This is a genomic window from Vibrio sp. 2CM40D, assembly GCF_023161825.1.
Lineage (GTDB): Bacteria > Pseudomonadota > Gammaproteobacteria > Enterobacterales > Vibrionaceae > Vibrio > Vibrio alginolyticus.
Window position 1 is genome coordinate 602765 of sequence record NZ_JALNTL010000002.1, and the last position, 25502, is coordinate 628266.

The following is a 25502-nucleotide window of genomic DNA, read 5'->3' on the forward strand; positions in this document are numbered from 1 at the left end:
AAAGGAGCTGGATTTACAGTGTAAAATCAGCTCCCAATAACTTCATTTACAGTGTAAATTTCCCTTTATTGTTTACAGTGTAAATCGCTCCAAATGTGTCTTACTTCGTCCCTTAACTGCTGCTCAACTTGCCTTCTTCCAGGTAAACCAAATTGCTGAGCACATTCAGTCCAACTACGGTTAAGAAAAAGCTTACTAATCATCAAGTCGGAAGCAGAGTTCAAACCTAAATTAAGTAACCACTGTTGAAGCCACACAGACACAGACTCATAACTGTTACCACCATCAGCATAACATTCAATTAGTAATAACTTAGCGGGATGAAGTGGACTCATTCCCAAAGGTTGCGGTAATAGAGCTCGAAAAATAGAGGCTTCTAATTTTGGATAGACGTCAGCCACATTGTTAGACAACATTTCTTCAAATAGCGCCTGAGATTCATCGACCCAAGCCGTCTGTTGGGAATCACAAGGTTTGACCATCAAGACTGAATAACAACCGCTAGCAGCATCGCGCATTGACCCTAAGCGAATTGTACGGAAGTTCGATTGTCGCCAGAAATAGAGCAACTCTTCCGTCGCACCAAAACTCGTGGATAAGTAGGCAATGTGTTTAGCAGCCATTTGCTCAAGTTGCTGCAGAATTTTTTGACCAATGCCTTTGCCTTGCAATGCTGGATGAACCGCAATTCTCATGACTCGCAGCGTCGATAGATTCGCGACATTCGGGAATCCTAGGTGGTTTGCAATCGTAATTGGGGCTAAGTGTCCTTTAGGACGACGCTTACCAAGCTGGATTTCTTCAATCAATTCATCGTCAAGGCCCCCCTCTTCGACCGCTAATATCACCCCCACAACCGCATTATCTTGCTTAGCAAAATAGAGCTGACTGTTGTCGTCTTGCAATAGGTGAATCAAATCATTCGGCGAGGTCTGATAATGAGCATTCACCAAAAGAGCGAAGCACTCACGCAGCAAACTAGGCTGCGATATCAAATTGTTCTTATCGGCTTTAGAAAGGGAAATTGAGTCGACCTGTTTAAGTTGATGGTGCGTTAACTCCGCATCCAACAAAAACGCGTCATAGAGCCATGATTCAAGCGCATCATTCATGCTCCAGCGGATGGGCTGTGTCATGTGCCATGTTTTCATTCCCGAACGCTGTTTCTGAAGCCAATCAACAAATTTAATCGTAAAGCCCCGGCCACAACCTTCATAACCGTGAATAGTCGTAGAAAAAACGAGTCGATGATAATGTTCGGTAATGCTTTTGAGCATAGGAACTGGAATTGCAGCCGCTTCATCGACAATTAACAAATCACATTCAGGTCGACTCAATAATAGTTCATCTGGAGCAATGAATTGAATGGATCCCTGCCCTGATTCTAATCTGTCCTTCCTAATACGCTGCGCATTAGGAAGTAGCCGCAAAGCATGCAGGTAAACAGGCTCAACGGCTTTTATAGATGGTGCCGTAATTAAGATTCTAAGTGGCTTCTGCTGTAATAAGCTCGCACACGCAATGCCGAGGGCACTTGTTTTTCCGCGCCCACGATCAGCGGTCAAAACTAACGGTCGCTTTCGATGTCCAGTTACCACCTTTTCAATTAGAGAAATGGCATGTTCTTGTTCCGTGTAGTGGCTTTCTTTTTCTGCTTGCTTGATGTCTGGAGCCGTTGGCAATGGTTTGTCTTGCTCAATAACAACGAGCTTCTCCCATTGTTTGTGCATCCATTGCTGAGCAAAATTCGCATTTTGTCGCGGCTCAGTAATGACAATAAGAAAACCGCCGCCAACCAATGAGCCAAGCGCGGCGGTAAAACTATTTGCGTCAAAGTCATTTCGAGCATCAAACAATAGAACGTCACACTCTCTGCCTAGCAACATGTGCCCTTGTTTAGACGAAACACTGGATACGTTTTTCAAACCAAAATCACCAACAGAAAACCAACGTTGATGGCGCTGCGTTTTATGGAACTCTGACATCAACGCATTTTGCCAAGAAGCCTCGCCTTGAATGACAACACCAATCCTTTGGAAAGATTGGTGAGCTTGATGTTGAAGTGATGAAAGGAAATCAGATTGTGTCTGCATTTTGTCTATCCAACGTTGAACTGACGCAATGGTATCACATCTTTAATTTGACGCTTCTGAGATATAAAAAAACCGCCCGGAGGCGGTTGATTCAATCATCATTTGTTATTGCAGTTTGGTTTGTACAAACGCAAGAATCTCTTCCATTAAGCTGTCGTCAACTTTCTTCAAGTTCAACGCCAGGCTGCTACCTTTTCGGCTATAGCTTGCTCGACCTTTAACTAAGTCGACTTTTTCCGTCTTCTTACCAGGTTTTGCTGGTGCAAGTTCAGTAATCCAATTTTCGATGCTTTCCGTGACTTCTTTTGTCAGACGAGCAACGCCTTGAGCTGTGCTTCGCTGCCATAAAAACCCTTCGCTAGAGCGACATTTATCTAACAGCTCTTGCTGCTGCTCTGGCGTTAGCGTTGAAAACTGTTTGTGCAGTTTCACGATTGTTGGGCGACCGAGATCGCCAACATTCGGATACGCTTGAAGCAGTTCTAACGGTAATGCTGCGGCTTTTAAAGCGCCACTTACCAACGCTTCACTGCACTGGAACATTTTTGCCAATGCTTTCTGATCCTCAGCTTCACCACTATCAAGCTTAGCCTGCATCTCTTTACCTTTTTCGTATAAAGAGAGCGGTTTGTGAGCATTTGCCACATCAGACAAAAACTTAGCATGGTCAGTATTGATGTTGTCAGCAACATAAACCAAAAAATCTTGTTCAGCGAGGATACAAGACATGCGACGACGGCTACCATCTAAAACTTCGATCTTGCCATCTTCAGTTCTACGACCCACAGCTGGATATTGTTGGCCACGCTCTTTGAGTGTGACTAAAACATCAGATAAAGCATGTTCGTTTAAGAACGATTGCTCACGAGCGTTATCAACAAATACTGTTGTTTCTGTCGCAACTTTATTTGCAGGAATACGCACAAGTTCAAACTGAACAATATTTTCACCTGCAACTGCTAGTTCAATCGTTTGAGCTTTCTCTTTTGCCGCAGTTTGCGCCTCTTGCGGAGTCACAACACGACGCTTATTCGTTTTGCCAAATAATTTCGCGTTTAATTCAGACGTTTTCAAAGCCATTTACTTATTACCCCTGATTCAATGACGGCCAATTAGAGTGCAGCACACGCTCTAATTCCAGTGCGCTTTTATGAACAGCGTCTTGCGCGGTGGCTAGTGTCTTCTTACCGCCTTCAAAATCGCTTACTGTCAGATCAAATACTGTGCTGTAGGTATCGGCACAGGTTTCAAACGCACGGCTACGAGGAATAGTAGCCATCATAACTTGGTCACCTAGAAGATAGTTCATTTCAGTTAAAACAGAAACTTGCTTCTTATTGTCGTCCTCAAACATGGTTGGCATCAAGCGAACAAACTCAAGACCATTCCAGTCCTCCGGGAACATTTCATATACCGTAGGCAAATGCTGGAAGAAGTTTACTGTTGAAGCCCAGTCCAGACGCTTAGCCGCACAAGGAATTAGCAAGGCATTTGATGCATACATAGCATTCCATACTAATGGGTCAACGTGTGGACCGGTATCAATCATAATGATATCGAAGTCATCAGCAATTTTATCAATCAGTTGCTCTTTCAGCAGACGGACGATATCGAGTGATGGGTCTTCAGATAGCGTTTGCCATGCTTCCGCATTAAACATCGCGTCTTCTGGAAACGCTGAAATCGACTTTAAGTTCGGATATTGCGTTGGCAGCAATACGTTTTTACGTAAGAATTCACTGTCAATTTCCACACCATCAGGCACGTTACCCAACATAATGTCTACCGCAGAATAGATATTATCATGCTCTGCCATGCTGATTTGCGGGTTGAGGAATAAACGTAGCGAGCCTTGTGGGTCTAAGTCGATTAAACAAATACGGTATCGTTTATCCAAATTTAGCGCTAAACATGCCGCTAAATGAACCGCGGTCATTGATTTACCTGTACCGCCCTTTTGGTTCTGCACATTAATAATCCAAGGTTTGTTACCTGAATTCTTTTTACGCTCATGAAATTTAGGCACTTCAGCCGCATCCATGAGCATGTGTGCTTCTTCTAACGTAATTGAATAATGATTCGCGTTGTTTTTAGTAAATTGATGCCCAGCGGCTTCCATTTTACCAATCGCGTCGTCGAGCTTACGGCGAGTTAGACCAGAACGGGTTTCCATCATCGCTTTCGACATTGGTGGGAAGTAGTTATCGCTTCGCTCTTCTAAAACAATTTCAATACGGTCAGCTTGAACCTGCTGAGTCAGCTCCGCTAACTCAAGAAGGTTTTCAATCGTTTTTTCTCTTTTCATGCCAAATTCCGTTGGAAGGATTTATAATTGCAATTGTACAGCAGTAAAGACCAAAAACAACAAAAAGGTGCACGAACATTTTGAATTACCATCACATAAAAAAACACCCAAATCGACGCTTTTATGATTTATGGTCAAAAAGATAACTATTTTTAATCAAATAATCTTCTCATAAGTGGACACCTAAACTTAAAAATAAAAAGTGTTACAGCGTCACTCATTTACAATGTAAATCAATTTTCTACCGGAACGATTATAATCTTAAGCTAAATTACGGATTATGTTAGACCAACCTAATTTAAACGAAAAATAGTAAGTAATATCGGAACAATAAAGACCTGAACACCTTGATCATGTCTCCGAACAAAATAGGGCAGTTCCAGCGAAACATCTATGGAAGTATGATCAAGGTATACTTATGATCATGCTTCCGTGTTAATAAACAAATCCGAAAGCATGATCATGGCAAAATTGAGCAGAGTACGGTGTAAACACGCAAATAAAATAAGATCCATTAATCGGAAATATGATCAAGCCTTAGAATCTCTCGGAAGCATGAGTTTTCTTCTCTGATTTACGGTTGAGTGCAGACAGAATGGGGGATTGAGCAGAAATTGACGTTATAGAAGCCGGAACAATGAAATTGCTCAAGTTGCTATGATAAATCACGCTCTCATGATCATGCTTCCTGTAAATAAGCAGAGACTAGGATTTACTTCTAAATATGAGCGACTTGAATATATTTTAATCAGATGAGTGATATCTCATCAATATGGGCGCCAGAACGATAGATATATTGGCTCTTGATCATCGATCCGAGTATAAATAACATCACCAATGCACAATATAATCATCGTGAAGATCATTATTAAATACTGCATCTGTGGATAACCTGTAAAAACATCATGATCATCGTTTCAAGACTCTTTTGATCATCTTTTCATAACCTTAATGATCATGCTTACGAATAAATATGATCATGCTTTCAGGTTATTGTTGATCATACTTTCAGACTTCTTATGATCATAGTTCCGAAGCACATGGAAATAATAGTCTTATAGAACAAAAGCTTAGCAAGAAATTTCAAGCCAGATCATTAGATCATATAATCAATTAAGATCAGATTAATCAAAAAGATCAGTTATTTAAAAAACAATCTTTTTTCTTTATTTATGATCTGTTTTTCTTTATTCTTCGGAACCATAGCACAACTACGGCTAGTGTGATCTGGATCTAAAATGACGGCTGATGAAAAAATTCTGATTAAAGCACCGAGAAGCCACAAAGATGGCCATCTTTTTGAGGTACATGAATCCTCTGCGAATTGGGTAGAGCAGTACCAACATTTCAAAGGGGTGACCAAAAGCATCTTAGAGTTGCTTAATCTGATCTCATTACGAGGCTTCAGCAGCAAGGATGGTTTGGTTTCAACCACAGAGATTGTGGAAGCAACAGATGGGCAACTCACACGCGCAGCCCTGCAACAACGTTTGCGCGCGGCAGTAAATATTGGTTTATTTACTCAAACTCCAGTGCGTTTTGAAGAGGGACTTGCTGGTAAAACGATGCTACATAAATTTGTGAATCCCAATCAGCTTATATCTGTGTTGGGAGCAACAAGTCTTGTTACCGACAAAGTTCGCCAGAACGAGAAACAAAAACGTTCGAAAGCATTGGCTCAGACTCAAGTAAACAAACGTTTGTTGAATGAGCACGGGTTAAACACACCTCCCACGATGAAAGATGAAGCCGATCAATTTGTTGTATCTCCAACAAATTGGGCTGGGATAATTGACCAAGCACTTGCGCCACCAAGAACTCGAAAAAGTTATCAGAAATCCATGGTGTCGATCTCTGGCACAAAAGCCGTTATTGAGACGCGATCATCCAAAAATATCATGACTGTGGATGATCTCATGACCCTGTTCGCTCTCTTCACGTTAACGGTTCAATATCATGATCATCACAAAGATCAGTATCAGCTTGATGCGGCTCACGTACCAAACAAAACGCCGCTATACATCACTGATATTTTGTCGCTCAGAGGCAAAAAAGACAGTGGCCCAGCTCGTGATTCCATTCGCGATAGCATTGATCGCATTGAATTCACTGATTTTCAGCTCCATGAACTTACTGGACGTTGGCTAAGTGAAAACATGCCAGAGGGCTTCAAAAGTGATCGTTTTCGTTTTCTTGCTCGAACCATCACAGCCTCTGAAGAGGCACCAGTTGAGGGAAGCGATGGTGAAATTCGTATCAAGCCAAACTTATATATTTTAGTTTGGGAACCTTCGTTTTATGAAGAGCTGTTAACGCGCGATTATTTCTTCTTGTTTCCGCCAGAGATCTTGAAACAACATACTTTGGTGTTTCAACTGTACTCTTTCTTCCGTAGTCGCATGGTTCGTCGTCACACGGATTGCATGCTATTGAGTGAGTTAAACCAGAAACTTGCACGTAACATTGAATGGCGACGTTTCTCCATGGATCTGATCCGAGAACTAAAGCGTTTGTCTGAAAAAAAAGGGAATGATGATCTATTCGTCGTTAATTTGTGGGGTTATCACCTGACGATCGAAACCATGATCGAAAATGACAAAGTGATGGACTACCAGATCGACATCAAATGTGATGTCGAAGAGGTCTTACGTTACTCGCGAGCGCGAACGACCAACGCAGGAAAGCGTAACATGGCGCCTACGCTGCCAAATCCACTTCGTAATGAGATGGTAACCCGACAACAGCTTGAGGAGCTCTCAGGCATCATAGACGGCGAATTTGAGCCTATTCAACGCAAAGCACCGTCTCCAAGAGGAAATTTAGGGAGACGCGTGAAGCAAAGAAAGCATTTGGTAGAGATCAATGCTGATGAGATCACCATTACTCTATCTAAATACACCTCACCAGAGGCTCTAGAACGCAGTATAACGGCTTTGTCTGCGATGACAGGGCACTCGTATGCCTCAATCAAAGAAGAGTGCTCAGATTACATAGAGAAGCTCGACTGGCTAAGGGTAGGGGATGAGCCGATTCCTTATGAGACATTAAGTAAAACCGTCGAGCTGTTTAACACCCAGAACGATGTTAAGCATCTTACCATCGAGCGCTTGATTGCGGGGTTAGCGGTGCGTCGGAAAGTTTGTCGTCAAATCTTCGATGGTCACATGGATGAAATGGTATTTCGTGCCTTGGATGAAATGGCGATTTAAAAGTGTCGCTTGATGTGTATCAAGCTATAGGTGTGATGTATCGGTTTGAAATGTAACAATGTCTTTCGATGATAAAAAACAGACTTAACTCTTACAAACCACTGACATTAGAAGCCAAGCCTAATACTACTATTTATCCCGAATAGACAACCTTTTGTCCTTTCTGATGATTAATAGATTGGCTCATATTGTTACATTCATTCTGAATAGACTTCGCGAGTTTCTCCTCAGGAAACTCGCTTTTTTTTACCTAAAATTCCGCTAATTAAGCCTTGATCATTTTTCCGGACTAATGAGGCAAACCTTGATCATGCTTCTTAGGTTCATTCCAATGTAATGAACGCATCAACGCAACATGTGATTCGATTAAGCTATGGGCTTGTTCCTGCCACTTGTTTTGATCACACTGCTGATTACAAAACTCTAACGCCACAACGGTAAGATGCTGAAGTCGTCTCAAACACCAATCTTTGATCAGAATATCAGTCGAGACTTGGCATGCTGCTTGTTCAAGCTTTGCACTCGTATAAAGCAAGGTTTGATATGCTTTCTGAGGGTCTTGGTACCTTGCATGTTGAAACACGCGTAAACATCCATCCAACCAGCAAGCAATCGCTTTACTTTGAAGATCACTCAATTCGGGTCCAAACACGTCATCAGGCACCTGATATAAGATCGTTTCCAATTTTTCTACTTGATCATGTTTCCGCTGTTCGTACCACATGGCTATTTGATCTTGCCAAGTACTCAAATCCATTACGCTGCCTCAGTCCATTGTTTTACATAGTGATTTGGCCCTATTTGATCAAATTCGTCGACAATTATGCTGCTACGTTGACGAATTTCATCGGCATCTATCGAATAGTTTGGCTCATTTTTCACTAAGTTACCAAAAGGTAAGTCAGGATCAGGAACGGCAGAAATCAACAGCTTAGTATAAGGATGCTGCGGGTTCTTAAGTATTGAATGAGTGTCGCCCCATTCAACGATTTGCCCTTTGTACATTACTGCGGTTTCTTCCGCGATGTAGTGCGCAGTCGCCAGATCATGAGTGATGTATAAAAAACCAATTCCCAGTTCTTGCTTCATTCGTTGCATTAAATTCAACACTCCCAAGCGAATAGAAACATCCAGCATAGACGTAGGCTCATCCGCAAGAATGATTTGCGAACCTACCGCTAAAGCCCTTGCTAAGTTTGCTCGCTGACGTTGCCCACCACTGAGTTCGTGAGGGAACTTATTCAGTGTCTCTTCTGGTAGTTCCACCAGCTTTAGGAGCTCTTCCAAGCGGGCTGGGATGTCGCGCTCGTTTTTGACTTGTTTATGAATTTTTAAAGGACGTGTTAGGTGATGGCGAATGGTATGAGTTGGATTGAGAGAGCCAAACGGATCTTGAAACACCATTTGTACTTTACTGCGATATTCTTGTAGAGCCGATCGTGACGTGATCTCATTTATGTCAGTGCCATTGAAAAGGATCTCGCCTTGCGTTGCAGGGTAGACTTTGGTTATTAAGCGAGCGCAAGTACTCTTACCGCAGCCTGATTCTCCAACCAAAGCCAAGGTTTTTCCTGCGTACAGATCAAAAGTCACTCCTTGAAGCGCACGAAAGGTTTCCTCTTTCGCTAAACCACCGCCCACTTTGAATTCTTTAATCACATTTTTCATTTGGATGATAGGCTGGCTCATGGTTACGCTCCTTGTAACTCTGGTTGTTTGTGGACGTCATGGATGTTTGGGAAAGAAGCCCATAGCTTTTGCGTGTAGGGGTGTTGAGGATGATTGCGTATATCGTATGCTCGATTGACTTCGACGATTTCTCCGTGACGCATGATTGCAATTCGATCACATAGTTGGCTCATGAGTGCCAGGTCATGAGTGATAAAGAGGACTGAAAAACCGAACTCATCTCTAAGCTGATAAATTTGCTGTAAAATTTCTCTCTGTACCACTACATCTAATGCTGTTGTGGGTTCATCCATAATGATCAGTTTTGGATTTAGAGACAAAGCAATGGCTATCACCAACCGCTGACGCATTCCTCCTGAAAATTGATGAGGATATTCTGCTAAGCGTTCTCGAGGAATATTGACCAAGTCCAACAACTTTTCTGCTCTATCTTTTGCTTGAGCGTTAGTGAGGCCTTGATGGTGTCGTAACACATCTGCAAATTGCTCTTGTATCGTTAAGACAGGGTTGAGTGAGTTCATCGCGCTCTGGAACACCATGGCGATTTCACTCCACCTTAGAGCGGTCAGCTCAGAGTCTGAGATACTAAGGATATCCTTGCCATCAAACCATATTTTACCGCCAGAAATGAACGCTGGCGGCTTATGAAGACGATTTATTGAGAATGCGATTGTGCTTTTACCACATCCAGATTCACCGGCAAGACCAAATACTTCGCCTTTGCCGATATCAAGGCTGACGGACTTTACCGCATTAAAATCACCATTATCAGTGATGTAATCGACGCACAAATCTCGGATCTGGATGACCGGGTCATTGTGGTATGCATGACTTAAGTTAATACCATCCATATAAACACCTAACCAATCTAAAAGATAATTATTATCATTATCAGGTGTGGCGGTTTTTAGAAAGTATCAAACCATGAATCAGTGAAGTGACTCGAAAGTTAGATGAAACAGGAAGTGGTGTAATTCGTCGTTGATAAAGCTAAAGAAGAGCAGAATTGAGAGCTAGATCAGCACACTTTTCGTAGGGGGAATTACTCAAATTTAATCGTAAATTTGTCCCTTGGCAAAACTTAAATGATGAATCTATTAAGGAGTTAACGAAAGGGCGGGAGGGGTCACATTTCCCTACAGTTTTTCTTACCACCTTGTTCCGGTTTTGCTATAGATTACGCATCGAAAACATGGTGTGTTCGGAGGAAATATGTCTATTAATTCTATCGACCATGACGAGATGACCAACATCGCTCACAAATGGGAATTACCTGATGAGGAAACCGTTGTGAAGCCAGAGAAAACAGTGAAATCAGCAGAAGCCAGAAGACGCATTGAAGCGTTACGTGAGATCCGTGAAAGTGGGTTGACCGTTGAAGAAGCAAGGGAGCTTGGCTTGATACACTGATCGCCTCAGGTTGGTTTAGCAACCCATAGGGTAGTCGACGGACTGCCCTTTTTATTTTTTCACTCTATTATTCTCTTATTCAAACCCTCCATTTATCTGTCTTGCGCCTCAAAAGCACGAGTTTCACACTCACGTCCCGTCCCGAAGAAGTTTGACAATCTGACCTTGTGTTACTAGATATATCAGTAGCGATATGCTTTTTGTTGATTATCGCAACCACAAAGCAAGGAGCGCAAGTATGGTTGATCAAATCCTTTTTTATGAGCCCGATGAGCCCCACGGTTTTCTCTCAAATTTTTGCCATGCCCCAGTCAATATCTCCTCCCAAACTTGGCCCACCAGCGAACATTATTACCAAGCCCAAAAGTTTCTCGATGCTCAGTTGCAAAGTAAAATTCAGCACGCAAGCACCCCTGACGAAGCGTTTGCTTTAAGCCGCAAATACGAACACTTTGTCAGAAGCGATTGGGACGATATAAAGTTGGCTGTTATGGCTTTCATCGTTAGGGAAAAGTTTCTACAAAATCCACCATTAGCGCAGCAATTGATGAGAACGGGTAACGCTTGCCTAACAGAGCATTCTCATAAAGATGCCTTTTGGGGAGACGGGGGAGATGGTAAAGGAGAAAATCATCTAGGAGAGATTCTGATGAATGTGCGGGCAGAGCTGAGACATGTTGAGCCTTACAATCTCGTGAAGTTTATCGATAAAGCCAAATTGCCCACCCAGTGGGGCACATTTATGATGTACGGCTTTATTGAAGCCGCGACAAATAAAGAGCATCTTGCTCTGGTCTATGGTGAGCCAACAAAAAGTGCAGCTCCACTTATTCGGTTGCATTCGGAGTGTCTTACCGGAGATGCTCTATTTAGCACGCGTTGTGACTGTGGTTTTCAGCTTAATAGAGCGCTACAAAACATCGTCAAAGAGGGATGTGGCGTGCTGCTTTATTTACGTCAAGAAGGGCGTGGAATCGGCTTGATTAATAAAATTCGTGCCTATCACTTACAAGATGATGGCGCAGATACCGTGGAAGCAAATGAGCGTTTAGGTTTTGCCGCTGATATGCGTGATTACGCGTTCTGTAAAGGAATGCTAGAGCATTTGGGGATTGACGCTGTGCGTCTAATGACGAATAACCCACGCAAGCTCGCCGCCTTAAAAGCGGTTGATATTAACGTCATTGAACGAGTGCCATTACAAGAAGGGAATAACCCAAGTAATCAACATTACCTGCAAACCAAGGCGAGTAAATTGGGGCACATGTTTGATCCTAAGTTTGTTAACCACATTAAGTAAGTGCTACAGATTTCCCAGAAACAAAAACGCCAACGTATCATCGTTGGCGTTTTTGTTAATGAGTTGATTCATTGATACTTTTGAATGATTTCATCAATTTCCCCTGAGGCTTTTAATTCAACGAGTCGTGTATTGATGTAATTTTGAGTTTCTGGTTGCATTTGAGGTGAAAAAGCTAGGTAGATTGAGTAGTCAGGAATAACCGAGCTGAAAGGCTGTATCTGAAAATTCTCTAACGGCAAATTGAGTCGCTTTAAGTTGTAAAGGACTCGGGATTCCATCTCGACAAAAGCTGTATCTCCAGGGGTTCGGCTTATCACTCGGTATGCGGCGTTGTAGTCTTTCACACGCATTTCATTGACACTGCCATTTTCAAAGAACGGTGTTAAATTTGGATAATCAAACCCCAGCAGTAATACAATAGAACGACCATGCATCGTATCCATATTTTTGAATTCTAAAGGCTTCTCGCTACTCGACACCAGTACATGTTTTACAGTGTAAATGGGCTCCTCAGATAAATTTTCCGATTGCACCTTGCCCCAGTTCGGGCTGCCATAAGTTAACCAGTTTGGCTCAGCGCCTTCTTCCAATATGGAAATCATACGTTTAAATGGATAAGTATGATAATTCACTTGGTAATCCGACTCCGCGAAGATAGCGCTGACGATATCGGTCACAATTCCGGAGTGCATTTGTCCCTGTTGTTCAATTTGAAATGGTCGAGCTTGTTCAGCAATGACGTAATAGTTCACTTGATTTGCGGTCACATGAGAACTTACAACAATTAAGCTAAAAGCCAATCTAAGTAGAAGTCTTTTCATCGTATCCTCGATTATTATTTGTGCGTAGCTATATTTAGAGTAGCGCAAGTTTATCGGAGCGGTTTCATATGGATGAAAAAGAGCGATCTCAACGTCGTTTTAGTATCGGCAACCAACTTATGTTGGCGGTATTAACGTTGAGTTTAATCTTTACGGTCATCATTTCTACAGTGAGCTTATATCGAGTTTTTCACGAAGATTTAGCCCATTTAGATGTTGAATTAAAGCAGGTTGAGTCTAGCTATTTATCGAGCTTTTCTGCGAGTTTGTGGGTAGAGGATAGGGAGCTGTTGCTGACACAAGCTCAAGGTGCAATGCGTATGCCCTCGGTGGACTACTTACGTATTGCTAGTGAAGACGAAGTTATCATTGAATTAGGTTCGGCGCTTTCTGAGGATGTTGTCGAGAGAAGCTGGCCGATGCAGTATCGGGTCGGCGATAAAACGTATGATCTCGCGATATTAACGGTTCAATCGGATCTTAGCGCGATATATGAAGATCTTTGGCAGCAGTTCTTTTTTCTACTTACGACAGAAGCGATCAAAATTCTTGTCCTCATCATTGGTGTTCTTTGGGTGGCGTTTCGCTTGTTGGTCAATCCGTTACAATTGCTGTCTGGTGCGGTGAGCGATTTTCGTGGCGGTACAGTGCCGAGTAAAGTGACTCTCCCTAAACGATGGTGCTTTGATGAAGTGAGTGTTTTGGCAGAGAAATACAACCGAAGTGTTGAGAAAGTGAAAGAGCACCAGACTGAGTTAGAGGCTGAACGCGATAGGGCAGAAGTCGCTAATCGTAAAAAAAGTGAGTTTCTTGCCACTATGAGCCATGAGATCCGCACACCGATGAATGGCATTATTGGTGTGTCGTCGTTGCTCAATGACACCGACCTCGATCCCCAGCAAAAAGAGTTTGTAGAGATCATTGACAGTTCTTCTCACTCACTAATGACGATCATCGACGACATTTTGGACTTCTCTAAAGTTGAAGCTGGCAAAGTAGAGCTGGAATACACGAGCTATGATCTTCGCGAGCTACTTGACGATGTCATCAGTTTACATAGTGTCAAAGCCAAGCAGAAAAACTTACAGCTGCTCAGCGATATTGATCCTCACTTGCCAATGGAAGTGCAAGGTGATGCCACACGATTGAAACAAGTTCTGAACAATTTGTTGAGCAACGCGATTAAATTTACCGAGCGCGGCCATGTGAAGCTTCTTGTAGCGTTATCTCGACTTGATGGAGAGACCGCTCATATCCGGTTTCGAGTTGTGGATTCTGGTATTGGTATTGCGAAAGAGCACCAACAAGCAATCTTCGAACGCTTCCAACAAGCTGATGGTAGTACCACCAGAAAGTATGGTGGGACAGGGCTTGGTTTGGCGATAGCTGCACAGTTGGTTAACTTGATGGGAGGGGAAATACAACTAACAAGTGAGCTTAGGCTGGGAAGCTGTTTTGAATTTTCGATTCCTGTTGCTGTAATAAATGCGCAATCGACCTATACCGACCAACTTAATGTATTAGATTTCCCGAAAGCGGAAGACAACGAAATCAGCCCTCAAGATAACGATAAACCTTGGGTATTGGTTGTTGAAGATACCATCGTCAATCAGAAGGTAGTTCGCATCATGTTAGAAAAACTGGGTGTGCGAGTGAGTGTCGCCAACCATGGCGAAGAAGCATTGCAGCTGTGTGATCAGCAGCCTTTCGATTTGATTTTTATGGACTGCCAAATGCCTGTGATGGATGGGTTTATTGCTACGGAGCGAATTCGAAAAATGGGAGAGTGGGGGAAACACGTTCCAATTATTGCGCTAAGTGCCAATGTCATTAAAGAGGATCAGCAACATTGCTTCGATGTTGGGATGAACGAGTTCGTGGCTAAACCCGTTACCAAGACTCGATTACAACAAATATTCGAACAGCATTTACCAAAAGCACTGAAAATCAGCGCTGTGCCTAAATAGTTAACTTGAAATCGATCAAGTTAAGTGCGTTTCTATTCTGTAATTGTAACTCTGTGTGATATAGTGCCCGGCTAGTATTTAAAGTACCTTGAGGCTGTGAATGTCGTTTAATCTATCCCTATTGCCGCCTGACGAAAAAAACAAAATCGAACTGGATAAGCAGGCGTCGTTTTTGGTTTGGAAGCTCAGAGAGGCCAAATCTGGTCCTGAAGCAATAGAAGAACAGTTGTCCAAGATTAACGATGCTGATGAAAAGGCGTTTTTCCAGCAATCGGTCGAAAAGTACAAACGAGTAATGGGTGTCGCTTAACGCGAACCGTGGCAATGGTTCAATCCAATGCGACGAATGAGGTAACCTCCCTATTCCTTTGCTAAGCGAAATTGAAAAGGTTTCGCTTTTTGCTAAAATCCTTCGCATTAAATTTGAATTTAGAGAGACATCCCGATGGGAAGAAGTTTTGAAGTGCGCAAAGCCTCTATGGCGAAAACTGCAGGCGCGAAAATTAAAGTTTATTCCAAATACGGTAAAGAAATTTACATGTGCGCGAAAAACGGTGGTGGTGATCCAGACATGAACTTGTCTTTGAAGCACCTGATCGCAAAAGCGAAAAAAGACCAAGTTCCTGCGCACGTTATCGATAAAGCGATCGACAAAGCGAACGGTGGCGGTGGTGAAGACTACACTCCAGCACGTTACGAAGGCTTCGGTCCTGGCGGTACTAGCGTTATCGTTGACTGTCTAACAGACAACGGCAACCGTACTTTCCAAGATGTACGCCAATGCTTTGTGAAAGTCGGTGCGAAAATTGGTGTTGAGGGCTCGGTTTCTCACATGTTCGATCACCAAGCGGTATTTCAGTTCAAAGGCGACGATGATGAAATCATCCTAGAAACGCTAATGATGGAAGACGTAGACGTTACTGACGTTGAGCTAGAAGACGGTGTTATCACTGTATTCGCACCTCACACTGAATTCTTCAAAACAAAAACTGCGCTTAACGGTGCATTCCCAGATCTAACGATCGATGTTGAAGAAATCACATTCGTTCCGCAAACTCATACGCCTGTATCGGGTGAAGATGCTGAGAAGTTCCAGAAATTCCTAGATCTTCTAGATGACTGTGATGATGTTCAGCAGGTTTACCACAACGCAGAGCTGTAATTAATTCGCTCATATCGTTGTAAAAAGGCTTCCTCAGGGAAGCCTTTTTTTGATCGCTTTTTCTCAAGCAGAGCTATGCGTTACGATATTTGGAATAACACAGCGACATGATTACACCAAAACAGATACCTTGAGTTAGCATCGCCGTGCCGCCATAGCTAAAGAAGGGAAGTGGGCTACCCATTACTGGCAACAAGCCACTCACCATGCCCGTATTGATAAAAGCATACAGAAAAAAGCTCATCGCTAATGCGCCACTTACCAGCCGACTAAAAAAGTGGTCAGACTGACATGCAAGCAACATAACGCGTGCAGTGATAAACAAGTACAATGCGAGTAAGACTAAACTGCCAACAAAGCCCCATTCTTCTGCATAGGTCGAAAAAATAAAGTCCGTATGACTTTCTGGAATAAACCCAAGTGTTCCCTGCGTTGCATTCATCCAACCTTTACCTTTCATACCGCCTGAGCCAATCGCAATCAAAGATTGTATGATTTGGTAGCCCGAACCCAGTGGATCGGACTCAGGGTGCAAGAACTGTGTTACACGGCTCTTTTGATAGGTTTCCATAACGAAGAACCATAAAATAGGTGCTAACGTTAAAATGCTCGCAATAAACCCGCAGATTATTTTCCAGCTCATGCCAGCCAAAAACAAAACGAACAATGCATAAATGATGGTAAAAACTGCACCGTCTAAATCCGGTTGTAGCGCGATTAACCCGGCAGGAATCATTGTAATAAGTAAGCAAAACGCAATTTTCCGACTGTCTGGTCGACCTCCTTCAATATGCAGCATCCAGGCGATCATGATTGGAATGGAAAGTTTGATTAGCTCAGACGGTTGAAAGCGGAAGAAGCCGATATCGAGCCAACGTTGAGAGCCATTGGTGCTATCACCAAATAAAGCGACAGCAAGTAGCAGCGCAACCGCAATAATGTAGAGATATGGAGCTGAGCGTTGATAGCTGGACGCTGGAATCGAGGACATGACCAAGATACAAACTAATGTCAGTCCGCAGCGCGCCAAATGTTTGAAGAGCATCGCCTCATTAAAGCTACTGGCACTCCAGAGAGTGAGCGAACTTAACAGCATGATCGGAATGATCGCCATGAGTAGTGGCAAATCAACTCTTGGGAAATAACGCTTATTCATTTTCAACGACCTAATAACGCACCTATTTTGAGTGCGAAAACAACTAAAACTCGAAGAGTTCAAACTATTCCGATGCTAAGAATCTCGATTTGGAAACAACAGACACCATGCAAAGGTGTGTAAGAAAGGAGAGTGCGACACTGTCTGTTATGGGTAGCTGTGGGATGGATAAATACACTAGCCTCAGATTTTAAGCCAGTGTTTTTATTGTGACTGCCGTAAAAATGTAGAGTTACGAATGAGCGGAATTGTATTTTCTGTTTAAGTGAATGTCATTCATCCTCTCTCAATACCATTCACTCCGCATAACTGCCATTGGTCGCATGTAAAAGCAGCGTGCGATCTTCTCCCTTAATCTGAAACCATCAAATCACGTTCAACTAAGGACAGTACATGATGGTTTCTCAATCTCGCTCAATCAAAGCTCTTAAACTGGCAAGTACGTTTATCGCCGCATTTGCACTCAGCAGCAATCTGGCTCTGGCTAACCCAAGCGAGCGCACACTCAGTCAATTCAACCAAGCGGCGCAGGGTGACTCTGGTTTAGTTGATACCGTTTACGGCGAATTATCCAAACAACTCGAAGAGCAAGGCGCAACGCCAGTGACCTTGGTGTATTTAGGCAGTGCAGAGACGTTGCAAGGTCGTGAGGCGTTTATGCCTTGGAACAAGATGAAGTTCACCGAGCGCGGTCTTGCCACAATCCAAAAAGGTTTGGATCTAATGGCGAATCAGCCAGTACCACTGCAAGAACAACAGCGCTTACAAGGCTTGCCGGAATATCAATTAGCCACCGCCATGGCAGCCACTACCTTTACTTCTCTGCCAGATATGTTCAATCACTTTGAGCGTGGCTACGAGCTGTACCTTTCTCTGCTCGATGAACCGAGTTTTAGCCAACAACCTTTCGCGGCTACTTCGTGGATTTATCGCTACGCCATTGAAGCGGCACTGCGCGCTGAAGATGTTCAACAAGCCAAAATATGGTTAGCGCAAATGGAGAAGTTGGGCGACAGCAATCTAGAAACGCAAACCGCGAAAGCGTTGCTAGCGAAATATTAGGGAGGCGTCATGATTGTTTTTAATCAACTTAGCCGCGATTACGCCCTTGGCAGCCAAACGGTGCGTGCATTACGAGACGTTTCTGGTGAAGTGTTTTCCGGCGAAATGGTGGCATTGTGCGGACCGTCTGGCTCAGGCAAAAGCACCTTACTTAACGTGCTTGGCATGCTGGATACTCAATACCAAGGTCAGGTGACATTTGCAGGCAGCCCATACCCAACCGGACAAATGCAGGCGGCGAAAATGCGTCGTGAAAAGCTTGGTTTTGTGTTCCAAAAATTCAATCTTGTCCCTGTGATGACAGCGTTAGAGAACGTGGCTTATCCGCTACATCTCAACGGTTTTTCAAAAGCAGAACAAACCGAGCTCGCCACACAAATGCTAGAACACGTTGGCTTGGGTGAGTTTATTCATCACATGCCCGATAACCTATCTGGCGGTCAGCAGCAACGCGTGGCAATTGCTCGTGCGTTAGTGCACAAACCAGCGTTGGTGATTGCTGATGAGCCAACCGCAAGTCTTGATAGCCAAACTGCCAACAAGGTCATCGACATTATGAAAGGGCTTGGACATGAGCTTGGCACCACTTTTATCGTCGCCACACACGACCCTCGTATGGCATCCCGCTGTGATCGCACCATTGAATTGGTGGATGGCAAAATTACCCAAACGCACGCAAGTGTGGAGGAGGTTTCATGGGCAAGCTAATTCCAGTTTCCGTTCGCCTTGCTTGGTTGAACCTGCAACGCAATCGCCGCCGCAGTTTGTTGTCGATGCTGATCATCGCCATTGCCGTGTTTGCGTTAACCAGTGCGGGTGGTTTTGGTCTTTACACCTACGACAGTTTGAAAGAATCGACAGCACGTGACACGGGGCATCTGACGTTAACCACGCCGGGTTACTTCGCTAAAGAAGAAGAGATGCCACTGAGTAACGGTTTAACTCACGCCGACGACATCACCAAGCAATTGATTGGCTTAAACGAAGTGCGAGGCGTGCAGCCACGAGTTGAGTTCAGTGGTTTGATTTCCAACGGCAACAAATCATCGATCTTTATCGGTATTGGCGTGAACGAGCGCGAATTCGATATGAAAGGACCGTTTTTGGATGTGCGCGAAGGACAAACGCTGTCCAACATTCATGCATCGCGTTATGACCCAGCAGAGCCGGAAGTGATGCTTGGCGTTGATTTGGCGAACAACTTAAGCGTGCACGTTGGCGATTGGATCACCTTGCTGGCGACCACAACCGACGGTGCATTGAATGCGTATGACTTCAAAGTACGTGGCATCTACTCAACTGGCGTGCCTGAGCTTGATAAACGCCAACTTTACATACACATCAACAGCGCGCAATCGTTGCTCGGTTCAGACAAAGTCAGTGCGTTATCTGTCTTCCTGTTCGATACCAGTTTAACTAACCAAGTCGAGCAACAAGTGGCTTCGGTGCTGAGTAAGCAAAAGCAGAACTTTGGCGACCAAGATATTGAGATTACGCCTTGGCAAGAGCGCGCGTTCTTCTATCTCAAAGTGAAAGATTTGTACGACCGTATCTTCGGCATCATGGGTGCAGTAATGGCACTGGTGGTATTTGTCGCGCTGTTTAACACCATGACCATGTCGGTCACCGAGCGTACCCGTGAAATTGGCACCTTGTCAGCACTTGGTAGCTACCCTCGCGAAATTGTTGCTGGGTTCTTGCGCGAAGCAGGGTTACTTGCCGTGATTGGCAGCTTAATCGGCGCTTTGTTTACTGCGTTAGTCACCGTCTTACTGATGGTCGTGGATGTGCAAATGCCGCCACCGCCAGGACGCACAGAAGGTTACCCATTAACGATTTACTTCTCTTGGGAGCTGGTGGCTATAGCAGGATTCGCAGTATTGATGATTTGTTTGGTTGCGGCGTTTTTCTCGGCGCGCAAAGGGGTGAACAAGCCAATTACGGAGGCACTGATTTATGTTTAATTTCAAATCACTATTACCAATTGCATTGCTGACGGCAAGCGGCGTTGTAAGCATGAATGCCAGTGCGAATGAAACAGCGTTAGATGCACAGCAAGTCGCGCAATTGATTGAAAAAGCCGACAGCTACCGCTTGCAAGATGATTCCTCCAAAGTGGTGTCACTGGTGCGCTTATATCAAGACCAAGAGTTAGATAAAACTCGCCTTTACCACGTGTACACGCGTCCAAATCGTGAATCGTTGGTGGTATTCAAATCAGCGGTTGAAGCAGGGCAAAAGATGTTGATGATGGGCGACAACTACTGGCTGCAAATGCCAAAGAGCCGCCGTCCGATTCGCATTACGCCAATGCAGAAGCTGCTTGGTGAAGCGTCTATCGGCGACATCTCAACCCTGACGTGGAGCCAAGATTATCAAGGTGAATGGAAAGCGACAGAAACTGTTTCGGTGAATGGAGAAAGTGTTGCGGCTTATCACCTTGCCTTAACCGCGAAAACCAAAGGGGCGAGCTATCAGAAGATCGACTTATGGTTGTCTGAGCAAGATGCGTTTCCAATTAAAGCTGATCTCTACTTGCGCTCTGGCAAACTCGCCAAGCAAGCGCAATACGGACGTGCAAGCGACAATGGCGAAGACTACGTCAGTGAGATGACTTTGCTTGATAGCATTCAGCCGAGCAAAAAGACCGTTATCGAGTACCAAGAAATCGTGCCTTGGCAGCTGGATAACAAGTTCTACAATCCAAGTTATTTGCCAAAAGCCAACACGACTCAGCTTTAGTCTGAGCTTCGTAAATAGAACCATTAAAACGAGCAAGGAAGACACATGAAATCGCGCCAGCCTAACCTTAACAAAAGCACCAGTTTGTTGATTGCTGCCTCATTGTGTGTGGGCGCGTCAGCCCCTGTTTTTGCCAATGATGAGCTGAGTTTTGAGTGGGATTGGGCTGTCAGTTACGAAACTGCCAAGCAGCGTGACAGCGCATTTATGCAGGCGCAGGGCAGTTCTCGTGATTCACTTAATGCACTGTTGGATGTGCAGGTGAATTATCAGAACTTCAGTGGCTTGTTTGCTCTGTACAGCCAAGGTTTGTACCTCAATCAACAAGGAAAGAGTGATTGGTGGAGTGAAGCTGATAACCAATTGCTGATTAGAGAGCTGGCTTGGCTAGGGGAGTGGCAAGTCGGAGATACCACTCTTGATGTGAGTTTGGGTAAGTTGCGCGTGGATTGGGGCGTGGGTTATGGCTACCGACCTTTGGATCTGTTTAAGCCGTATCGACAAAACCCTGTTGGCTTAGTAGCAGAAGAAGGTGCGGGTGTGTTTTCACTCTCACACTACGATATGGCAGGCGAGTGGACGGTGATTGCAACGGATTCAAGTTGGGGGCAACAAGACCAAAGTGCACTGGATCAAGCCGCAGAGCAGCAAGGTGTTGGTATTCGTCGTTATGCGCTGGTGGGTGATACCGAGTATCAACTTATTGGTTATTACGATGATGTGCGCCGAGGTTTACTCGGAGCCAGTGCCATTGCGGTGTGGGATGAATCCATCGCCATGCACGGTTCCATGCTGTGGCAAAAGCAAAATGTTGGCTATCAGTTTCATCAGGATGATCTTTACCAACCCGTTTCGGTTGAGGAGCAGGGCAGCGCATTCCAAGCCTTAGTTGGGGTGAATTGGGCAAACCAAGCCGGACACAACGTGATTGCTGAATATTGGTACGACAGCCAAGCATGGTCGAAAAGCGAATGGCAACAAGCAATAGAGCGTGGCGAATTACTCTCTCAGATCCCTGAACCTAACAACTCTCTGTTGGCTAGCAGCGCTCTACTTGCGACAAGCTACGCCCAAGGGTTTCAGCATGCCAATATCGTTCAGCATAACCTAATGCTGCACTGGAGTTGGGATTTGGAAGCGTGGGCTGCATGGAACGGTAAAGCGGATATGGGCTGGCTAAGTGATGTAACCCCTACGTTGGATGTGATGTTGTCGCCGCAAGATGGTGGTGTGATTGTCACGCAGTGGCTTAACTACCAATGGATTGATACTGGCGATCAAAGTGTAGAAGTGGAAGTTGCCGCACGCTTTTTAACCGGAGACGACCAATCTGCTTACGCACAAATCAATGATAAGCATATGATTGTATTTAACATCAAAGGGAAATTCTAAATGTGTTCAGCAAAATCAGTGGTGAAAAGTGGATGGCCGCGTAGCTTATTAGTGACCACGGCATTTTGTCTCTTTATCGCAGCAATGACGCTCTCGGTTTGGGGCGGTCCATTTTACATTCATGTGGCGGTTAGCTTCGGATTTGGCTATTCGGCTATCTTCTTCTCATGGTTGATTGACCGTTTGTTTCCAGCCATCCCACGTATGATAGAAGTGGTGTGTTCGCTTGTTGCCTGTTTATTGTTTGGGGTGATTAATGCGCAATTTTGGCTCGGAGAGTATTTTGGTATCTCCGATATGATCCCTGTTGGCTTAATGGGATTACTGTTTAGCGGTATGTGTTATTTCTATTTTTACTCGCGTGAGAAAGAGGCGGTTGCTCAACGAGAGTTGGAAGCCATCAAGCGCGAGAAAGCAGAGCAAGATCGTGCGCTGTTGCTAAGTCAGCTTAAGCAGATGCAAAGCCAGATTGAACCGCATTTCCTATTCAATACCTTGGCGAATATCAGTGCGCTCATGTCGCAAGATGTTGATAAAGCCAAGCTGATGCTAGAACAGTTAACCGCGCTGCTGCGTGCAACGCTCAAAAGCTCACGCGAAGAACACACCACCATAGACAATGAAACGGCGTTACTTGAGGCTTACTTAGGCATCCAACAAACTCGTTTGGGTGATCGACTCAGTTACAAGATTGAGGTGGAAGAAGGGCTAGGCAGAACCGAATTACCGCCGATGATGCTTCAACCCTTAATCGAAAACGCCATCATCCATGGTATTGAGCCGAAGCGAGAGGGTGGTGAAGTCAGCTTGCTCATCAAGCGCGAACAACAGAACTTGAGGATTGAAGTCAGAGACACGGGTGTTGGCTTGAATCACGTGAGTGGGCACATGGGGTCTGGCGTGGGTCTAAGTAATCTCAAGCAGCGAGTTGAAGCTTTGTTCGCAGGTCAAGGAGAGGTTTCTATCAGTGAGTCTGCTCAGGGTGGCGTTTGTGTTCGCTTGCGCTGGCCAATGGAATCGTAATCAAGGAAGAAAGGAATGAATACAGGGTTTACTGCCATTATTGCTGATGATGAACCGTTATTGAGGCGTCATCTTGATAAAAGCCTAGCTGAAGTGTGGCCAGAGCTAGAGGTGATAGCCAAAGTCGCCGATGGTGAACAAGCGTTGCAAGCCATTGAGCAAAGTCAACCTGATATTGCGTTTCTCGATATTCGTATGCCAGTTTTGGATGGCATGACATTAGCGCAAAAACTCAATCAATTCGCCAATCCACCTTTGATTGTGTTTGTCACCGCGTACGATGATTACGCCATCAAAGCTTTTGAGCAAAATGCCGCCGATTATTTGCTCAAGCCTATCTCGGATGAGCGCCTCCTTACGACGTGTGAAAGAGTGAAAATACGCCTTGCTAAGCGAGAGCAAGAAAGCAGTAATGTGCAGATGAGCAGCCTGTTAGAGCAACTGCAGCAATTATCTGCTCCACAAACGCCGCAATATCTTCAGTGGATCAAAGCGACGCAAGGGGAAGATATTCATCTGATCGGCACGTCTGATGTGCTGTATTTCACAGCGGAAGAAAAATACGTTTCTGTGTATGCCCAACAAGGACAAGGCAAAGTGCAGGAGTATTTGATTCGCACCTCGTTGAAAGAGTTGATAGGGCAGCTTAACCCAGAACAGTTCTGGCAAGTACACCGTTCAAGCGTTGTGCAAGTGTGCAAAATTAGCAAAGTAAACAAAGACTTTGCTGGAAGAATGTTTGTTCACGTTGGAGAAAACAAGCTCCCTGTGAGCCGTGCATCTCAAAGTTTGTTCAAAGGGATGTAATCGCTAGAACTGCTCACTCTTTACACTGTAAACTCGCTGCTCTTAAGCCACATTATCAAGGAAGATAAATGAGTTATCGCGTAACCCTGTTAAATGCGACGGGAGAACTGTCTCCAATTTCTGAGTATTTGCATCAGAAACTTGATGATCTGAGCTCACAACTTTCTAGTTACTTTGATTTAAGCAACATTGACCTCACCATTAGCCCATTTGATCGCAATGACGTACCGCAGACGGGGATTGGTGGCTATTGCTTAAGCGCCTATCGTGTGGAGATTCTTCTTAATACCCAACGTGCAGATATTAAAAACGTTATTGAGAAAGAACTAGCTGCGGTGTTAGCGCATGAGTTGCATCACCTGTTCCGTATGCGAGCGGGAGAAAGTGGCGTTGCACTTGGTGATGTACTAATTATGGAAGGGTTAGCTTGTCACTTCGAACGTAAGGTGAATGGCGGCGTCACTCCGACCTTGTTTGAGCAAATCAAGATCAAGATTGGCGCCCTTTCTACGCTGAGATGAAAGGCAAGTTGACCAGCTTAGATTACAACTTCGACGCTTACTTTCTTGGCAGCGATGAAAGCCGCTGGCCGAAATACATGGGGTATTGGGTTGGGTACAACCTTGTTGCTGAATATCTGGCTGATTTTCAAGGCTCTGAACTGGATTTGGTTGGAGCCAAAGCTGAGCTTTTCTATCAATAACTTCGTTATAAGCCCAACTAATCGGCTGAGTCATAAAAACAAAAAGCGCCTAAGTCATCAGACGTTAGGCGCTTTCTTCGTTTTATAGCGACGATTTCTCTGCAGAGGCGAATGGGTTTATTCGCTGATCGTCACTTTCTCGATAATGATTGGATCGCATGGCACATCATCGTGACCAAGCTTAGAGGTCGTTTTTACTTTCGCGATGCGGTTTACGACATCCATACCCGCGGTCACTTTACCAAACACGGCGTAGCCCCAGCCTAGGTTGGTCGTTGCGGTGTGGTCTAGGAAATCATTGTCTTCCAAGTTAATGAAGAACTGTGCCGTTGCAGAGTGCGGTGCATCGGTACGCGCCATTGCGATAGTGCCAACAAGGTTCTTTAGACCACGGTTTGCTTCGTTCGCGATCGGTGCGCGCGTTGGCTTTTCTGCCATGTCTTCGGTGTGACCGCCTCCTTGGATCATAAAGCCGTCGATAACGCGGTGGAAAATGGTGCCGTCGTAAAAGCCATCTTCACAGTATTTTTTGAAGTTCTTTGAGCTAACTGGTGCTCGTTCTAGGTTCAGTTCAATCTCGATGTCACCGAAATTGGTGGTCATGGTAATCATCTGGTTTTGCCCTTGTGGGTGCTTAGTTGGCGGCATTATAGCTAAG

At 44.5% G+C, this 25502-nt stretch carries 22 protein-coding genes and 1 pseudogene; 14 read left to right on the forward strand and 9 right to left on the reverse strand.

What is annotated here, in order from left to right; translation table 11 throughout:
• Positions 1 to 65: 65 nt before the first annotated feature.
• The 3 genes from MTF70_RS06025 to MTF70_RS06035 form a co-directional block, all read right to left on the reverse strand.
• Entirely contained in the window at positions 66 to 2093 is a 2028-nt protein-coding gene (locus tag MTF70_RS06025) for a GNAT family N-acetyltransferase (protein WP_205461216.1), read from the reverse strand.
• A gap of 105 nt (positions 2094 to 2198) precedes the next feature.
• Entirely contained in the window at positions 2199 to 3173 is a 975-nt protein-coding gene (locus MTF70_RS06030; RefSeq protein ID WP_005374504.1) for a ParB/RepB/Spo0J family partition protein, read from the reverse strand.
• A gap of 7 nt (positions 3174 to 3180) precedes the next feature.
• Positions 3181 to 4398 carry an AAA family ATPase gene (locus tag MTF70_RS06035; RefSeq protein WP_005374503.1) on the reverse strand — a complete coding sequence of 406 codons (1218 nt, stop codon included), beginning with the start codon at positions 4396 to 4398 and terminating at the stop codon, positions 3181 to 3183.
• Positions 4399 to 5636: 1238 nt separating this feature from the next.
• On the opposite strand from MTF70_RS06035, the gene MTF70_RS06040 reads away from it, so the two are divergent.
• The gene (locus tag MTF70_RS06040; RefSeq protein ID WP_248393864.1) at positions 5637 to 7607 is read left to right on the forward strand and encodes a replication initiator protein RctB domain-containing protein; all 1971 of its coding nucleotides are present in this window, start codon (positions 5637 to 5639) and stop codon (positions 7605 to 7607) included.
• 289 nt (positions 7608 to 7896) lie between these two features.
• On the opposite strand, the gene MTF70_RS06045 is transcribed toward MTF70_RS06040, so the two are convergent.
• Genes MTF70_RS06045 through MTF70_RS06055 form a run of 3 tightly spaced genes read right to left on the reverse strand, consistent with a single transcriptional unit; the run spans position 7897 to position 10147 of the window.
• Positions 7897 to 8364, reverse strand: coding sequence for a hypothetical protein (locus MTF70_RS06045; protein ID WP_005374501.1), 468 nt, complete (start codon positions 8362 to 8364; stop codon positions 7897 to 7899).
• Positions 8364 to 9296, reverse strand: a complete 933-nt coding sequence (locus MTF70_RS06050; protein ID WP_025768714.1) for an ATP-binding cassette domain-containing protein — start codon at positions 9294 to 9296, stop codon at positions 8364 to 8366. Before MTF70_RS06050 ends, MTF70_RS06045 begins: the two co-directional genes overlap by 1 nt.
• Before the next feature lie 2 nt (positions 9297 to 9298).
• Positions 9299 to 10147 (reverse strand): ABC transporter ATP-binding protein, encoded by an 849-nt coding sequence (locus MTF70_RS06055; protein WP_025768715.1) that lies wholly within the window; start codon positions 10145 to 10147, stop codon positions 9299 to 9301.
• A gap of 361 nt (positions 10148 to 10508) precedes the next feature.
• On the opposite strand from MTF70_RS06055, the gene MTF70_RS06060 reads away from it, so the two are divergent.
• Both MTF70_RS06060 and ribA read left to right on the forward strand, forming a co-directional pair.
• The gene (locus tag MTF70_RS06060; RefSeq protein WP_205461214.1) at positions 10509 to 10706 is read left to right on the forward strand and encodes a hypothetical protein; all 198 of its coding nucleotides are present in this window, start codon (positions 10509 to 10511) and stop codon (positions 10704 to 10706) included.
• A gap of 238 nt (positions 10707 to 10944) precedes the next feature.
• A complete protein-coding gene (gene ribA, locus MTF70_RS06065; protein WP_005374492.1) occupies positions 10945 to 12006 on the forward strand; it encodes a GTP cyclohydrolase II in 1062 nt (353 codons plus the stop codon).
• A 68-nt stretch (positions 12007 to 12074) separates the two neighbouring features.
• On the opposite strand, the gene MTF70_RS06070 is transcribed toward ribA, so the two are convergent.
• A complete protein-coding gene (locus tag MTF70_RS06070; protein ID WP_005374490.1) occupies positions 12075 to 12830 on the reverse strand; it encodes an ABC transporter substrate-binding protein in 756 nt (251 codons plus the stop codon).
• Positions 12831 to 12898: 68 nt separating this feature from the next.
• Here MTF70_RS06070 and MTF70_RS06075 point away from each other — a divergent pair, with 68 nt between their 5' ends.
• The 3 genes from MTF70_RS06075 (at position 12899) to MTF70_RS06085 (ending at position 15959) form a co-directional block, all read left to right on the forward strand.
• Positions 12899 to 14797, forward strand: a complete 1899-nt coding sequence (locus MTF70_RS06075; protein WP_054575279.1) for an ATP-binding protein — start codon at positions 12899 to 12901, stop codon at positions 14795 to 14797.
• A gap of 100 nt (positions 14798 to 14897) precedes the next feature.
• Complete coding sequence (locus MTF70_RS06080; RefSeq protein WP_005374484.1) at positions 14898 to 15107, forward strand: DUF3283 family protein; 210 nt, start codon at positions 14898 to 14900, stop codon at positions 15105 to 15107.
• A gap of 135 nt (positions 15108 to 15242) precedes the next feature.
• A complete protein-coding gene (locus MTF70_RS06085; protein ID WP_005374482.1) occupies positions 15243 to 15959 on the forward strand; it encodes a YebC/PmpR family DNA-binding transcriptional regulator in 717 nt (238 codons plus the stop codon).
• A 73-nt stretch (positions 15960 to 16032) separates the two neighbouring features.
• Here the strand turns inward: MTF70_RS06085 and rodA are convergent, their stop codons facing one another.
• The gene (gene rodA, locus MTF70_RS06090; RefSeq protein WP_065275570.1) at positions 16033 to 17115 is read right to left on the reverse strand and encodes a rod shape-determining protein RodA; all 1083 of its coding nucleotides are present in this window, start codon (positions 17113 to 17115) and stop codon (positions 16033 to 16035) included.
• 393 nt (positions 17116 to 17508) lie between these two features.
• On the opposite strand from rodA, the gene MTF70_RS06095 reads away from it, so the two are divergent.
• The 8 genes and pseudogenes from MTF70_RS06095 (at position 17509) to MTF70_RS06130 (ending at position 24844) form a co-directional block, all read left to right on the forward strand.
• Positions 17509 to 18177 (forward strand): hypothetical protein, encoded by a 669-nt coding sequence (locus MTF70_RS06095; RefSeq protein WP_132936203.1) that lies wholly within the window; start codon positions 17509 to 17511, stop codon positions 18175 to 18177.
• Positions 18178 to 18186: 9 nt separating this feature from the next.
• Entirely contained in the window at positions 18187 to 18885 is a 699-nt protein-coding gene (locus MTF70_RS06100) for an ABC transporter ATP-binding protein (protein WP_005383201.1), read from the forward strand.
• A complete protein-coding gene (locus MTF70_RS06105) occupies positions 18873 to 20141 on the forward strand; it encodes an ABC transporter permease (protein ID WP_085569468.1) in 1269 nt (422 codons plus the stop codon). The genes MTF70_RS06100 and MTF70_RS06105 overlap by 13 nt, the downstream gene beginning before the upstream one ends.
• Positions 20134 to 20919, forward strand: a complete 786-nt coding sequence (locus tag MTF70_RS06110) for an outer membrane lipoprotein-sorting protein (protein ID WP_158155607.1) — start codon at positions 20134 to 20136, stop codon at positions 20917 to 20919. The genes MTF70_RS06105 and MTF70_RS06110 overlap by 8 nt, the downstream gene beginning before the upstream one ends.
• Before the next feature lie 45 nt (positions 20920 to 20964).
• Complete coding sequence (locus MTF70_RS06115; protein WP_205461212.1) at positions 20965 to 22311, forward strand: hypothetical protein; 1347 nt, start codon at positions 20965 to 20967, stop codon at positions 22309 to 22311.
• The gene (locus tag MTF70_RS06120) at positions 22312 to 23334 is read left to right on the forward strand and encodes a sensor histidine kinase (RefSeq protein ID WP_205461211.1); all 1023 of its coding nucleotides are present in this window, start codon (positions 22312 to 22314) and stop codon (positions 23332 to 23334) included.
• A gap of 15 nt (positions 23335 to 23349) precedes the next feature.
• A complete protein-coding gene (locus MTF70_RS06125; protein WP_248393866.1) occupies positions 23350 to 24141 on the forward strand; it encodes a LytTR family DNA-binding domain-containing protein in 792 nt (263 codons plus the stop codon).
• 68 nt (positions 24142 to 24209) lie between these two features.
• Positions 24210 to 24844, forward strand: a pseudogene (locus MTF70_RS06130) (DUF2268 domain-containing putative Zn-dependent protease).
• 117 nt (positions 24845 to 24961) lie between these two features.
• On the opposite strand, the gene MTF70_RS06135 reads toward MTF70_RS06130, so the two are convergent.
• Complete coding sequence (locus MTF70_RS06135) at positions 24962 to 25456, reverse strand: peptidylprolyl isomerase (RefSeq protein ID WP_025768725.1); 495 nt, start codon at positions 25454 to 25456, stop codon at positions 24962 to 24964.
• Between the last annotated feature and the right edge of the window lie 46 nt (positions 25457 to 25502).